At 73.3% G+C, this 13,085-nt stretch carries 10 protein-coding genes and 1 pseudogene; 2 read left to right on the forward strand and 9 right to left on the reverse strand.

Annotated elements, in window-relative coordinates; genetic code table 11:
- Position 1 precedes the first annotated feature (1 nt).
- The 8 genes and pseudogenes from AB0I91_RS00675 to AB0I91_RS00710 form a co-directional block, all read right to left on the reverse strand.
- Positions 2 to 1,921, reverse strand: coding sequence for an acetyl/propionyl/methylcrotonyl-CoA carboxylase subunit alpha (locus AB0I91_RS00675; protein WP_499634460.1), 1,920 nt, complete (start codon positions 1,919 to 1,921; stop codon positions 2 to 4).
- Between the two features lie 7 nt (positions 1,922 to 1,928).
- Positions 1,929 to 3,524: an acyl-CoA carboxylase subunit beta gene (locus AB0I91_RS00680; RefSeq protein ID WP_499612770.1), complete on the reverse strand. Its 1,596-nt coding sequence runs from the start codon at positions 3,522 to 3,524 to the stop codon at positions 1,929 to 1,931.
- Positions 3,521 to 4,675 (reverse strand): acyl-CoA dehydrogenase family protein, encoded by a 1,155-nt coding sequence (locus AB0I91_RS00685; RefSeq protein ID WP_499634461.1) that lies wholly within the window; start codon positions 4,673 to 4,675, stop codon positions 3,521 to 3,523. Before AB0I91_RS00685 ends, AB0I91_RS00680 begins: the two co-directional genes overlap by 4 nt.
- A pseudogene (locus tag AB0I91_RS00690) lies at positions 4,672 to 6,185 on the reverse strand (acyclic terpene utilization AtuA family protein). The gene AB0I91_RS00685 and the pseudogene AB0I91_RS00690 overlap by 4 nt, the downstream one beginning before the upstream one ends.
- Before the next feature lie 56 nt (positions 6,186 to 6,241).
- Complete coding sequence (locus tag AB0I91_RS00695; protein ID WP_499612772.1) at positions 6,242 to 6,994, reverse strand: TIGR03084 family metal-binding protein; 753 nt, start codon at positions 6,992 to 6,994, stop codon at positions 6,242 to 6,244.
- A complete protein-coding gene (locus tag AB0I91_RS00700) occupies positions 6,991 to 7,605 on the reverse strand; it encodes a TetR/AcrR family transcriptional regulator (RefSeq protein ID WP_498772442.1) in 615 nt (204 codons plus the stop codon). The genes AB0I91_RS00695 and AB0I91_RS00700 overlap by 4 nt, the downstream gene beginning before the upstream one ends.
- A gap of 72 nt (positions 7,606 to 7,677) precedes the next feature.
- Positions 7,678 to 8,079, reverse strand: a complete 402-nt coding sequence (locus AB0I91_RS00705) for a nuclear transport factor 2 family protein (protein ID WP_499612774.1) — start codon at positions 8,077 to 8,079, stop codon at positions 7,678 to 7,680.
- Between the two features lie 87 nt (positions 8,080 to 8,166).
- Positions 8,167 to 8,754 carry a TetR/AcrR family transcriptional regulator gene (locus tag AB0I91_RS00710; RefSeq protein WP_498772438.1) on the reverse strand — a complete coding sequence of 196 codons (588 nt, stop codon included), beginning with the start codon at positions 8,752 to 8,754 and terminating at the stop codon, positions 8,167 to 8,169.
- A 108-nt stretch (positions 8,755 to 8,862) separates the two neighbouring features.
- Between AB0I91_RS00710 and AB0I91_RS00715 the strand changes: the two genes are divergently transcribed.
- Both AB0I91_RS00715 and AB0I91_RS00720 read left to right on the forward strand, forming a co-directional pair.
- Positions 8,863 to 9,648 carry an SDR family oxidoreductase gene (locus AB0I91_RS00715; protein ID WP_498772436.1) on the forward strand — a complete coding sequence of 262 codons (786 nt, stop codon included), beginning with the start codon at positions 8,863 to 8,865 and terminating at the stop codon, positions 9,646 to 9,648.
- Between the two features lie 99 nt (positions 9,649 to 9,747).
- Entirely contained in the window at positions 9,748 to 11,166 is a 1,419-nt protein-coding gene (locus AB0I91_RS00720; RefSeq protein WP_499634462.1) for an FAD-binding oxidoreductase, read from the forward strand.
- On the opposite strand, the gene AB0I91_RS00725 is transcribed toward AB0I91_RS00720, so the two are convergent.
- Positions 11,163 to 13,067 (reverse strand): intein-containing Rv2578c family radical SAM protein, encoded by a 1,905-nt coding sequence (locus tag AB0I91_RS00725; RefSeq protein WP_499634464.1) that lies wholly within the window; start codon positions 13,065 to 13,067, stop codon positions 11,163 to 11,165. The two genes, AB0I91_RS00720 and AB0I91_RS00725, sit on opposite strands and share 4 nt — an antisense overlap.
- Between the last annotated feature and the right edge of the window lie 18 nt (positions 13,068 to 13,085).

Genomic DNA, 13,085 nt, shown 5'->3' on the forward strand with positions numbered 1-13,085 from the left:
GTCATGCCCCGCCCGTCCCTCCGGTCGACTCGGGGCGCGGCTCGTCGGCCACCACCGCGAGCACGTCGCCCGCGTCGACCTGCTGCCCCGCCCGCACGAGCACTTCCGCGACCGCGCCGCCGGTGGTGGCGAGCACGCGGTGCTCCATCTTCATCGCTTCCAGCACGAGCAGCTCCGCGCCCGCCTCGACCCGCTGCCCCGGCTCGACCGCGACCCGCACCACCGTGCCGGGCATCGGCGCGACGGTCGCACCCTCGGCCAGGGTGGCCCGCGGCTCGGGGAACCGGGGCCGCAGCCTCAACGACACCGCGCCCGACCCCGTCGGGCCGACCTCGACCCGGTCCCCGTAGACGGCGACCGGGTAGGTCGTGCGCACCCCGTCGCGCTCCAGCGTCACCGCGTCCGGCGCGGCCGCGACGACCGTCAGGTCCAGGCTCGTCTCCACGCCCGCGCGGGTGTGCCGGTAGTCGACCTCGACCGCCTCGTCGCCGTGCTCGAACACGGCCCGCTGCGGTTGGGACGCGAGGTTGCGCCAGCCCAGCGGAAGGGCGCCGGTACGCCTGCGTTCGGCGAGCGCGAGGGCGGCGGCCAGCGCGGCGGGCCGGACGTCGACCGGTTCGGGGGTGGTGAGGCCGTGCTGGTCCAGGAAGCCGGTGTGGGTGTCGCCCGCGCCGAACGCCGGGTGCCGCAGCGTGCGGACCAGCAGGTCCCGGTTGGTGACGAGGCCGTGCAGCTCGGCCCGGTCGAGGGCGGCGGCCAGCTTGCGGATCGCGGCGGGCCGGGTCGGCGCCCAGGCGATCACCTTGGCCAGCATGGGGTCGTAGTGCACGCCCACCTCGCTGCCGTCCTCCACGCCGCTGTCCACGCGCACGCCGTCGGGCACCGCGAACCGGTGCAGGGTGCCGCTCGCGGGCCGCCAGTCGTGCGCGGGGTCCTCGGCGTACACGCGGGCTTCGACGGCGTGGCCGTTCGGCGCGGGCGGTTCGGCGGGCAGGCGGGCGCCCTCGGCGATGGCGAGCTGCCAGGCGACGAGGTCGAGGCCGAACACCTCCTCGGTGACGGGGTGCTCCACCTGCAGGCGGGTGTTGACCTCCAGGAAGTGGAACGAGCCGTCGTCGGTGAACAGGAACTCCACCGTGCCCGCGCCGACGTACCCGATGGCCTCCGCGGCCTTGGTGGCGGCCTCGAACAGCCGCTCCCGGGCCTCCGGCGTCACGGCCGGGCTCGGCGTCTCCTCGATGATCTTCTGGTGGCGGCGCTGGATGGAGCACTCCCGCTCACCCAACGCCCACACCGTGCCGTGCGCGTCGGCGAGGACCTGCACCTCGACGTGCCGCGCGTGCTCCAGCAGCGGTTCGCAGAACACGGTGCCGTCGCCGAACGCCGACTCGGCCTCGCGGCGGGCCGCGGCCACCTGCCCGGCCAGCTCGGCGGCGGACCGCACCACCCGCATCCCCCGCCCGCCACCGCCGGCGGAAGCCTTGACCAGCAAGGGGAACTCGCCGGCGGACTCCGGGTCCAGCTCCGGCAGCACGGGGACGCCCGCCGCCGCCAGCCTCTTCTTGGCCGCGACCTTCGACCCCATCGCGTCGATGACGTCGGGGTCCGGCCCGACCCACGTCAGCCCGGCGGCGAGGACGGCGCGCGCGAAGGAGGCGTTCTCGGACAGGAACCCGTACCCGGGGTGGACCGCGTCCGCGCCGGCGGCGAGGGCGGCGGCCACCACCAGGTCGCCGCGCAGGTAGGTGTCGGCGGGACTGGCGCCGGGCAACCGGACCGCCGCGTCGGCCTCGCGCACGTGCGGCGAACCCGCGTCGGGGTCGGAGAACACGGCCACCGGCGACACGCCGACCTCGCGACAGGTGCGGATCACCCGACACGCGATCTCGCCCCGGTTGGCGATCAACAGCTTGCGGATCATCGTGTCCTCACATCCGGAAAACGCCGTAGCGGTCCGCGCCCTTGACCGGCCCGCTGTGGATCGCCGACAGGCACAGGCCCAGCACGGTGCGGGTGTCGCGGGGGTCGATCACGCCGTCGTCGTAGAGGCGGCCGGACAGGAAGGCGGCCACGGACTGCTGCTCGATCTGCCCCTCCACCATCCGGCGCATCGCCGCGTCGTGCTCCTCGTCGTAGTCCTGGCCCTTCGCGGCGGCCGCCTGGCGGGCCACGATCGACAGCACGCCGGCCAGCTGCTTCGGACCCATCACGGCCGACTTGGCGTTCGGCCAGGTGAACAGGAACCTCGGGTCGTACGCCCGGCCGCACATGCCGTAGTTGCCGGCGCCGTACGACGCGCCCATCACCACGGTCAGGTGGGGCACGCGGCTGTTCGACACGGCGTTGATCATCATCGCGCCGTGCTTGATGATCCCGCCCTGCTCGTACTGCGCGCCGACCATGTACCCGGTCGTGTTCTGCAGGAACAGCAACGGCGTATCGCTCGCGTTCGCCAGCTGGATGAACTGCGTGGCCTTCTGCGCCTCTTCGCTGAACAGCACGCCGCGCGCGTTCGCCAGCACCCCGATCGGGTACCCGTGCAGGTCGGCCCACCCCGTCACGAGGCTGCCGCCGTAGTCGGGCTTGAACTCGTCGAACCGCGACCCGTCCACGATCCGGGCGATCACCTCACGCGGGTCGAACGGCACGCGCAGGTCCGTCGGCACCAGGCCGAGCAGGTCCTCCTCGTCGTGCAGCGGCGGCTCGACGGCCCGCGGCGCGGGACCGAGCTTGCGCCAGTTCAGCCGGGCCACCACGCGCCGGGTGAGCCGCAGCGCGTCCACCTCGTCCTCGGCCACGAAATCGGCAAGCCCGGACGTCGTGCCGTGCATCCGCGCGCCGCCGAGCGACTCGTCGTCGGACTCCTCGCCGGTGGCCATCTTCACCAGCGGCGGCCCGCCGAGGAACACCTTCGAGCGTTCCTTGATCATCACCACGTGGTCCGACATGCCCGGCACGTAGGCCCCGCCGGCGGTCGCGTTGCCGAACACCGTGCTGATCGTCGGGACGCCCGCCGCCGACAGCCGGGTCAGGTCGCGGAACGCCCGCCCGCCCGGGATGAAGATCTCGCTCTGGCTCGGCAGGTCGGCGCCGCCGGACTCGACCAGCCCGATCAGCGGCAGCCGGTTCTGCGCCGCGATGTCGTTGGCCCGGAACGTCTTGCGCAACGTCCACGGGTTGCTCGCACCGCCCCGGACGGTCGGGTCGTTGGCCACGATCACGCACTCGACGCCCTCGACCACCCCGATCCCGGTGACCACGCTCGCGCCCACGGGGTAGTCGGTGCCCCACGCGGCCAGCGGCGACAGCTCCAGGAACGGGCTGTCCCGGTCGACCAGCAGCTCGATCCGCTCCCGCGCCAGGAGCTTGCCGCGCTTGTGGTGCCGCTCGGTGTACTTCGGCCCACCGCCCGCGAGCGCCTTGGCCTGCTCGACCTCCAGCTCGGCGAGCCGGGCCAGCAACGCCTCCCGGTTCTCGGCGTACCCCGCCGACCGGCGGTCCACCGCCGTGCGCAACGCAGTCATGCCGTGTACCCCAATCGTCGTGCCGCCAGCTCCGCCATCACCTCGGTCGCACCGCCCCCGATGCCGAGGATCCGCGCGTCCCGGTAGTGTCGCTCGACCTCCATAACGCGGAGATAACCCGCGCCACCGTGCATCTGCACCGCCGCGTCCACGACGAACGAGCACGCCTCCACGGCCGCGTTCTTCGCGAAGCACACCTGCGCCACGGCTTCCTCGCCGGCCAGCACCTTCACCGCGACCTCGCGCGTGTACGTGCGCACGAGGTCGATGCGCTGCGCCATCTCCACCAGCCGGTGACGGATCACCTGGCGCGCGATGAGCGGCTTGCCGAACGTCTCGCGCCGGCGCGTGTGCGCCAACGCCAGGTCCAGGCAGCGCTGGGCCGTCGCGTACGCCTGCACGGCCAAGGAGATCCGCTCCACCTGGAACTGCCGCATGATCAGCGCGAAACCGGCGTTCTCGGCGCCGACCAGGTTCGCCGCCGGCACCCGTGCGTCCACGAAGGACAGCTCGGCGGTGTCCGAGCAGTGCCAGCCCATCTTCTCCAGCCGGCGGTCCACCGCGAACCCGGGCGTGCCCTTCTCGATCACCAGCAGGCTCACGCCCTGGTGCCCGGGACCACCCGTCCGCACCGCCGTCGTCACGAAATCCGCCCGGTCACCCGACGTGATGAACGTCTTCGTCCCGTTCACCACGTAGGAGTCACCGTCACGACGGGCCGTGGTGCGCAGCGCCGCCACGTCCGAACCACCACCCGGTTCGGTGATGGCGAGCGACCCGATCAGCTCACCCGCCAACGTCGGCCGCACGAACCGGTCGATCAGCCCCTCGTCACCCGAGTCCACGATGTGCGGCAACGCGATCCCGTGCGTGAGCAACCCCGCGACGAGCCCGGACGACCCACCGGCCTGGATCAGCTCCTCGGTGGCCACGACGGTGTCGAGCAGGTCGCCCGCGCCGCCGACCGCCTCCGGGAACCCGAGCCCGAGCAACCCGATCTCCGCCGCCCTGCGGTGCAACGACCGGGGCAGCTCACCGGCGCGCTCCCAGTCCGGCAGGTGCGGCACGACCTCCTGCTCGGTGAACTTCCGCACCACCGCGCGCAGGTCGCGCCGCTCGGGCGTGGCGAACAGGTCCGACGTGGCGGTCACCGCAAGTCCTCCGGGATCTCGACGTGCCGGGAGCGCAGCCACTCCCCCAGCGCCTTCGCCTGCGGGTCGAAGCGGGTGGACGACGCGACGCCCTCGCCGAGCAGGCCGTGCAGCACGAAGTTCAACGCCCGCAGGTTCGGCAGCTCGTACCGGTCGACCTCGCCCGCCTCCGGCAGCAGCTCCTTCAGCCGCTCGACGGTCAGCTCCGCCCGCAGCCACTCGTACTGCGCGTCCGTCCGCACCCACACGCCGAGGTTCGCGTCACCGCCCTTGTCGCCCGAGCGCGCACCCGCGATCACACCCAGCGGCACCTTCTTCGGGGAAGCGCTCATACCTCGACCACCTTCCCACCCGGCAGCACGGCCCGGTGCGGCACCGACGAACGCGGCACGTACGCGGCCCGGTAGACGCCGAACGGCGTGCCGTCACCGGGTGGCGCCGTGACGTAGAAGCCGGGGTACGACGCCAGCGCCAGCTCGACACCCGCCCGCGCGAACGCCTTGGCCCGCTGGGGATCCGCCGTCTTGATGGTCACGTGCAGCAGCGCGCTCGCCGTCTCCTCGGTGTCCGCGTCGACGTGATCGGTGCGCGCCAAGGTCCAGGTCAGCTCCGCCGGCCCGATCGCCGCCTCCACCTGCCGCCGCACGAGGTCCGCCTTCGCCTCGACGTCCAACCCGGTCAGGACGAACGTGGTCGAGTTGCGGAACCCGCCTAGCGTGGTGAGGCAGACCTTGAGCGTGTCCGGCGGCGGGGAGCCCTTCACCCCGGAGATCCGCACACCCCGCTCGTGCGGGTCGAGCCGGATCGTGTCGAAGTGGCTGACCACGTCCGGTCCGACGTAGGCGGGCGGCCCGATCTCGTAGAGCAGCTGGGCGGTGACGGTGTCCGCGGTGACCGCGCCGCCCGTGCCGTCGTGCTTGGTGATGAGCGACGAGCCGTCCGCCTCGATCTCCGCGATCGGGAACCCGGGCCTGGTCGCGTCGATCGCCGTGAAGAACGAGTAGTTGCCGCCGGTGGCCTGCGCGCCGCACTCCAGCACGTGCCCGGCGACCGTCGCGCCCGCCAGCGCGTCGAAGTCCTCGCGGCCCCAGCCGAAGTGCGCGGCGGCAGGCCCCACGACCAGCGACGCGTCGGTGACCCGGCCGGTGACCACCACGTCCGCCCCGGCGCTCAAGCACTCGGCGATGCCCCACGCGCCCAGGTAGGCGTTGGCGGTCAACGACTCCGGGAACCGGTCGCGCACGTCGTCACCGGTCACGTAGGCGACCTTCGCGCCGAGCCCGAGCCGGTCGATCGCCTCGGCCAGCCCTTCCGGGTTCACCCCGCCCGCGTTGGAGACGATCTTGACGCCGCGGGCCAGCGCGTCGGCCAGGTTCTGCTCCAGCTGGCGCAGGAACGTGCGGGCGTAGCCGAGGGCGGCGTCCTTCATCCGGTCGCGGCCCAGGATGATCATGGTCAGCTCGGCCAGGTAGTCACCGGTCAGCACGTCCAGCTCGCCGCCGGTGAGCATCTCGCGGACGGCGGAGAACCGGTCGCCGTAGAAGCCGGAGGCGTTGCCGACGCGGATCACGGCCGCTCCCGGCGACCGCGGCCCGGTCCGGGAGGACCCGCGAACGCCTGCGCGATCGGGACCCAGGCGCGGGCGGCCTCGCCGACCGCCGTGACGGCCAGGTCGTCGCGGTGTCGCCGTTGGGTGGCCAGCAGGCAGAAGTCCAGGGCGGGACCGGTGATCCGGTTCTCCGCGTCCTCCGGGCCCCACGACCACACCTCGCCGTCGGGCGCGACCAGCTCGACCCGGACCGGCGCCTGCGGCACGGGCAGCCCGTTGACCAGGAACGACCAGCCGAACGTGCGGACGGCGATGTGCGCGACGTGCTTGAGCCGGTGAGTCGGCTCGCGGGTCACGCCGAGCGCGTCGGCCACGTCCTGGCCGTGCGCCCAGGTCTCCATCAGCCGGGCGGTGGCCATGGACGCCGCGCTCATCGGCGGCCCGAACCACGGCATCTTCACGCCCGGCGGCAGCGCCGCGAGCGCCTCGGCCAGCTCGGCGCGGCCCGCCCGCCACTCGTCCAGGCTGATCGGCTCCCGCGCGCCCTCGTCCACCATGTCCGCGGTGGCCCGGGTCAACGCGGCGGTGAACGCGTCGGGGTCGCGGGCGGCGAGCGCGGCCACGCGGTCGGTCCAGCGCAGGTGGCTGATCTGGTGGGCGATCGTCCAGCCCTCGGCGGGCGTCGGGACGGCCCAGTCGGGCAGCGGCGCGACCAGGTCGTCCAGCACCTGGCTCTCGGCGCGCAGGTCGTCCAGGAGTCCGGTGATCACAGCGAGTCCTCCAGCATCCGCGCCCAGTGCCGGATGATCCGACCCCGTCGCTTGCGGTCGTCGGTGAGCTGGTTGGCCAGCGCGAGGCCGCGCACCAGGTCCAGGGTGAGCTGCACGGTCTCGCGGACGCCCGGCTTCGCCTCGTCGGCGCCCAGCAGCTCGACGGCGAGGCGGTGCGTCTCGCGGCCGAGGCGGACCTCCAGCGGCACCACCACGGTCTTGAGGTCGGGATCGGTGCGTGCGGCGACCCACAGCTCGAGGGCGGCGGTGAACAGGTCGCTGGCGTAGAAGTCGGCGATCAGCTCGACCACGGCAGCGATCTGATCTTCTGGCGAGCTTTCGTCGACCTGCCGCGCACGCGCCTTCAGGTCGAGGACGCTCTCCGCGCCCAAGTGCTCGACCGCGGCGGCGACCAGCTCGCCGCGGGTGCGGAAGTGGTGCAGCTGGGCGCCGCGGGACACGCCGGCGCGCTCGGCCACCACGGTCGTCGTGGTGCCCGCCCAGCCGCGCTCGACCAGGCACTCGACCGTGGCCTGCATGAGCTTGCGCCGGGTCTCGCGGCTGCGGTCGGCCTGGCGCCTCGTCTCCCGCTGCCCGGTGTCGGTGGCCATGGCAGCGAGTGTTCCGCGCCGACTAACAAACAGTCAAGACTGATTGTTAGTCGGCGCGGAGGGACCACCCGGCTACCACCCGCCCTGGGCCATGGTCTGGAACAGCCACTTGCCGTCGGTCTTCACCAACAGGTCGCCGTACCTCACCACCTGCGAGAAGTCATCGGCGGTGATGGTCGCGTCGGTGATCACGAACACCAGGTCGGCGCTGATGAACACCGGCGTCCGGACGGACTCCATCCGCACGTCGCCGTCGCCCAGGGCCGCCCTCATGTCGGTGAGGAACCGCGCCCGGTCCCACGACTGCGCCGACCCGCCGGTCACCGCGTTGACCGGGAACAGCGCCATGTCGGCCATCGCCTCGACGTCCTTGGCCACGGCCAGGGCGTCCCACTGCTCGAACCACGCGAGCACGCTCGCCACGTCTTCGTCGGTCGGCACGAACCCCGCTCCACTACCCGGCACAGCACTCATGCCGTACATTGTACCGTACGCCGTACGACAAGGGTCGCGCCAGGCCCGCAGAGGAGTTCGACCAGCAGTTTTCGGGTTCGAGCAGAGTCAGGTCGGCCAGGCGGCCAGGGCGATGTCGACCATCCGGTGCAGCTGCTCGCGGTCCACGCCGTCCGCCGCCTGCACCGAGATCCCCTGCGCGACCAGCACGACGAACTTGGCCAGGTCCGCCGCGTCCACGTGGGCGGGCAGGTCGCCCTCGGCCTTGGCCCGCTCGAAGCGGTCACGCAGCCCGGCCTCACCCGTCCGACGCCAGTCGGCCAACCGCTCACGGGTCGCCACGGCGTCCTCGCCCATGGCCAGGCCGCCCTGCAGGCTCAGGCAGCCGGTCGGGCAGCCGGGCCGGGTCGACACGTCGGCGGCGCCGCACAACATGCGCTCGGCGGCGGCACGGGCGGTCGGCTGGTCGAGCGCGTCCCGCACGTGGACGGCCTGCCGCTCGGTGTAGCGGTCGAGCGCCTTGCGGAACAGGGACTCCTTGTTGCCGAAGGCCGCGTACAGGCTGGGGCGGTTGATGCCCATCGCCTCGGTCAGGTCGGACAGGGCCGCGCCCTCGTAGCCGCGTTCCCAGAACACGCGGAGCGCCTGGTCCAACGCCTCGTCGGCGTCGAACGCGCGTGGACGTCCACCGGCCATCGATCCGCCACCTCGATTCTGGACCTGTCAGTACGGTACTCGATCCTCGCCGGTGAGAGGGGTCACAGGTTGTTGACCGATCGGTACAGAACCCGAATTGTGTACCTCATGGTAAATAACTCGGGCAGGTTGGCGGGACGGCGTGCGGTGGTCACCGGCGGCACGCGGGGCATCGGTGCTGGGATCGTGCGCAAACTGGCCGCCGAGGGGGCGCTCGTGCTGACCACGGCCCGTTCGGCGGGCGGCGCGGAGCTGCCGCCGGGCGTGCTGTTCACCACCGCGGACGTGGCCGACCCGGACTCGGCGTCCCGGTTGGCGGACGAGGCGGTCGAGCAGCTCGGCGGGGTCGACATCTTGATCGACAACGCGGGCGGCGGCCAGGCGAAGCCGGGCGGGTACCGCGACATCGACGACAAGGCGTGGCAGGAGATCCTGGAGACGAACCTGCTCGGCGCGGTCCGGCTGGACCGCGCGCTGCTGCCCGGGATGGTCGAGCGGGGCTCGGGCGTGATCGTCCACATCTCGTCGTCCGCGGCGCACGTCCCCGTCGGCCCGCTGATGCACTACTCGGCCGCCAAGGCGGCGCTGTCCAACTACAGCAAGGGGCTGGCCGAGGAGGTGGCGTCCAAGGGCGTGCGGGTCAACCGGGTCTCCCCCGGCATGACCGAGACCTCGGCGGTGGACGCGGTGCTCGGCGACCTCGCCGCGAGCACCGGCGGCGGTCTCGACGACGCCCGGGCGGCGCTGGTCGGGATGATCGGCGGCATCCCGCTGGGCCGCACCGGCACGCCGGAGGACATCGCCAACCTGGTGGCCTTCCTGGTGTCCGACGAGGCGTCCTGGATCACCGGCGTCGACTACGTCATCGACGGCGGCACACTCAAGGCCGCGTAGCCCGGGGAGGTCGACCGGCTCCTCCTCAGCCGTCCGAACAGCGGTTCCGCCGTGATCGGCCGCCTTGTTCGATGAGGGCGGGCTGAGGAGGAGGCCGGAGTGGCGGTTTCACGGCGGAACGTGTTGCGCTGGGCGGGCGCGGCGGCGGCTGCGGGCGGCGTGGTGGCGGCCGGCGGGCCGGTGGCGGCGAACGGCGCGCCGGCGGCTCGGCCCGGGAGGTGGGCACGGCTGCGCGCCCACCTGTCCGGCGAGCTGCTGGTGCCGGGCGACGACGGCTACGACACCGCGCGGCTGCCGTTCAACTCGTTGTTCGACCACCACCGGCCGGCCGCGATCGCCCGCTGCGTGCGCGCGGAGGACGTGCAGCGGTGCCTGGAGGAGGCCCGGCGCGGGCGGATCCGGGTGGCCGCGCGCGGCGGCGGGCACAGCTACGCCGCCTACTCCACCCCGCACGACGGCCTGGTGGTCGACCTAGGGCCGATGGCGGGCGTCGACGTGCGGCCCGACGGCACCGCCGTGATCGGCGCGGGCGCACGGCTCGGCGACGTCTACGCGGCCCTCGCCGCCGCCGGCCGGTGCCTGCCGCTGGGCAACTGCCCGTCGGTCGGCATCGCCGGTCTCACGCTGGGCGGCGGCCTCGGCTGGGTCGACCGCGCGTTCGGCCTCACGTGCGACCGGCTGCGTGCCGCCCGCGTGGTCACCGTCGACAGCCGCCTGGTCACCGCCTCCGAGGACCGCGAGCCGGACCTGTTCTGGGCGTTGCGCGGCGGCGGGGGCGGCAACTTCGGCGTGGTCACCTCGTTCGAGTTCGCCACCGCTCCCGCGCCGGAGGTGCTGACCGTGTTCCGGCTGAGGTTCCCGGCCGGGTCGGCGGCGGACCTGCTCGGCGCCTGGCAGCCGTGGAGCGCCGGGGTCCCCGACCGCCTGTCCAGCACCTGCGTGGTCCTGCCCGACGGCTCGGTGGACCTGACCGGCTGCTCGATCGGCCCCGCGGCCCTGCTGCACGGGGACCTCGCCGGCCTGGGCGTCGACGGTCCGCTGGAGCACGCCGAGGTCGACTACCCGACCGCGATCGCGATCATGACCCAGGGGCACCCGCCCCGCAACGCCTTCCGCGCGTCCTCACGCATCGCCGACGGCATGTGGGACGACCCGGCGGCGGTGGCGGAGACGGTGCGGGGCAAGGAGAGCGCGCTGCTCATCGTGGGCGCGCTCGGCGGTGCGATCGACCGGCTCGGCCCCACCGACACGGCCTACCCCCACCGCGGCGCGCCGACGTCCGTCGAGGTCTTCGGCACCGTCGGCGACCTGCCGCCGGAGCTGGTCACCCGCGAGGTCGACGACGTCCAGTCGGCGTTGGCCGGTCTGGTCGGCGCCGGCACCTACATCAACTACCTGGACCCGCGGCAGGAGGACTGGGCGGAGACGGGCTACCGGCACAACCTGCCCCGGCTGCGCGCCGTCGCCCGCCGCTACGACCCGGACGGCGTGCTGCGGTTCCCGCAGGCGGTGCGCTAGAGGAGGGTCAGCTGCTCCTGCACGACCGGGCCGGTCGGCGTCGAGGCGGGCAGGCTGCCCGCCGGCCACACGCCCTCGTCGTCGCCGGGCACGCCGACCGCGTCACGGCCGCCGCGCGGGTCCAGGCCGTGCCGCCGCAGCAACGGCTCGACGCGCGCCGCCAGCCACCGCCGGTACCGGACGTCCACATAGGATCCGCGCGCGTACAGCCGCCGGTAGTCGTCGGCCAGGTCCGGCCGCTCGCGCACCAGCCACCGGGCGAACCACTCGCGCGCGCCCGGCCGCAGGTGCAGCGGCAGGACCGTGACGCCCGTGGCGCCGGCCTCGGCGATCGACGCCAGCAACGCGTCCAGCTGCTCCTCCGAGTCCGTCAGCCGCGGCAGCACGGGCGCGACGAACACCCCGCACGGCAACCCCGCGTCACGGACCCGGCGCACCAGCTCGAGCCTCGCCCGCGGGCTGGGCGTGCCCGGTTCCAGCCCGGACTGCAGCTCGCGGTCCAGCAACGCCAGCGACACCCCGATGCCCACCGACACCGAGGACGCGGCGCGTTCCAGCAGCGGGATGTCCCGCGCGAGCACCGTCCCCTTGGTGAGGATCGAGAACGGCGTGCCGGAGTCGGCCAGCGCCCGGATGATGCCCGGCATCAACGCGTACCGGCCCTCGGCCCGCTGGTACGGGTCGGTGTTCGTGCCCATCGCCACGTGCTCGCGCCGCCACCGCTTGGACCGCAGCTGGCCTTCGAGCACCTCCACCGCGTTGACCTTCACCACCACCTGGGTGTCGAAGTCGCGCCCGGCGTCGAGGTCGAGGTAGGTGTGCGTGTTGCGGGCGAAGCAGTTGTGGCTGACCAGGCCGTTGGCCACGAAGTCGCCGGTGCCGGTGGTGATGTCGTACAACGTCCGCGTCACGCCGAGCGACTCCACCGACACCACCGCCAGCCGGGACGTGGAGGGCACCGCCATGCCCTCCACGGCGTTGCCGCGCCCGATCGCCGGTCCGACGAGGTGCAGGAACCGCAGCCGCTCGGCCAGCCCGCCGACGATCCGCACACCGCGCACCTCGACCACGTGCGACACGCGCAGCCGCGTCAGCGCCAGCACCGCCGCCTCGAACACCGCGCTGTCCGAACTGGACATCACCAGCTCGCCGCCCGTCGAGCTGCCCCGCGCGTCGAACAGACCGGCCAGGAACCCCTTCGACCACTCCTCACCCGGCGTGGTCGGCCACCGCACCAGGTCCTGCTCGCGCGGCGCCCGGCCGCCGGCGAACTCGCGCACCCGACCCAGCACGTCCGGGTGGCTGGGCAGGCCGCCGCGCACCGCGCCCCACAGGTAGCCCTCGCGGTACTCGTCGCCGTGCGCGGGCGGCGAGGCGAACCGGCCCGTCCCGACCAGCCGCGCGCCCTTGACCAGGAACGGCCGCTCCTCGAAGTCGTCGCACCGGCCGGGCGTGACGTGCTTCCACCCCTCGTCGGTGAGGAACCGGTGGTCGCCGCCCGCCACCACCTGCGTGCCGTCGCTCAACGTGACCCGGTAGGCGGGCTTGGAGGTCTTCCAGTGCGCCCGCACGCGGGTGACCACGAACCGGCCGTTCGCCGTGCCGAACACCTCTTCGCCGACGGCCAGCTCGGCGATGGGCTTGGTGCGGCCGTCCGCCAGCAGCACCGGCGTGTCACCGGTCAGGCAGTACGTGCAGCCGTGCGTGCAGCCGCGGTACGGGTTGACCGTCCACCCGAACGGCAGGCCGCCGCCGGGCACCTTGTTCAGCACGGACTTGGCGTTCACCTCGTGGAACACGACGTCGGCGAAGTCGGGAGTTCGTACGCTTCGGACCAGCCCCGGCAATCCCGGCAGGGCCTGCTGCCGGTCCGCCCCGTCCTTCTGCCCGTCCCATCGCATGTCCACATTCGAACACGT

It is taken from the genome of Actinosynnema sp. NPDC049800, from assembly GCF_040656635.1.
Classification (GTDB): domain Bacteria; phylum Actinomycetota; class Actinomycetes; order Mycobacteriales; family Pseudonocardiaceae; genus Actinosynnema.

Excerpts from the sequence above, each read along its gene's own strand:
- AB0I91_RS00700 (WP_498772442.1), bottom strand. The coding sequence starts at position 7,605 with ATGGCCACCGACACCGGGCAGCGGGAGACGAGGCGCCAGGCCGACCGC.
- AB0I91_RS00710 (WP_498772438.1), bottom strand. The coding sequence starts at position 8,754 with ATGGCCGGTGGACGTCCACGCGCGTTCGACGCCGACGAGGCGTTGGAC.
- AB0I91_RS00705 (WP_499612774.1), bottom strand. The coding sequence starts at position 8,079 with ATGAGTGCTGTGCCGGGTAGTGGAGCGGGGTTCGTGCCGACCGACGAA.
- AB0I91_RS00715 (WP_498772436.1), top strand. The coding sequence starts at position 8,863 with ATGGTAAATAACTCGGGCAGGTTGGCGGGACGGCGTGCGGTGGTCACC.
- AB0I91_RS00680 (WP_499612770.1), bottom strand. The coding sequence starts at position 3,524 with ATGACTGCGTTGCGCACGGCGGTGGACCGCCGGTCGGCGGGGTACGCC.
- AB0I91_RS00725 (WP_499634464.1), bottom strand. The coding sequence starts at position 13,067 with ATGCGATGGGACGGGCAGAAGGACGGGGCGGACCGGCAGCAGGCCCTG.
- AB0I91_RS00675 (WP_499634460.1), bottom strand. The coding sequence starts at position 1,921 with ATGATCCGCAAGCTGTTGATCGCCAACCGGGGCGAGATCGCGTGTCGG.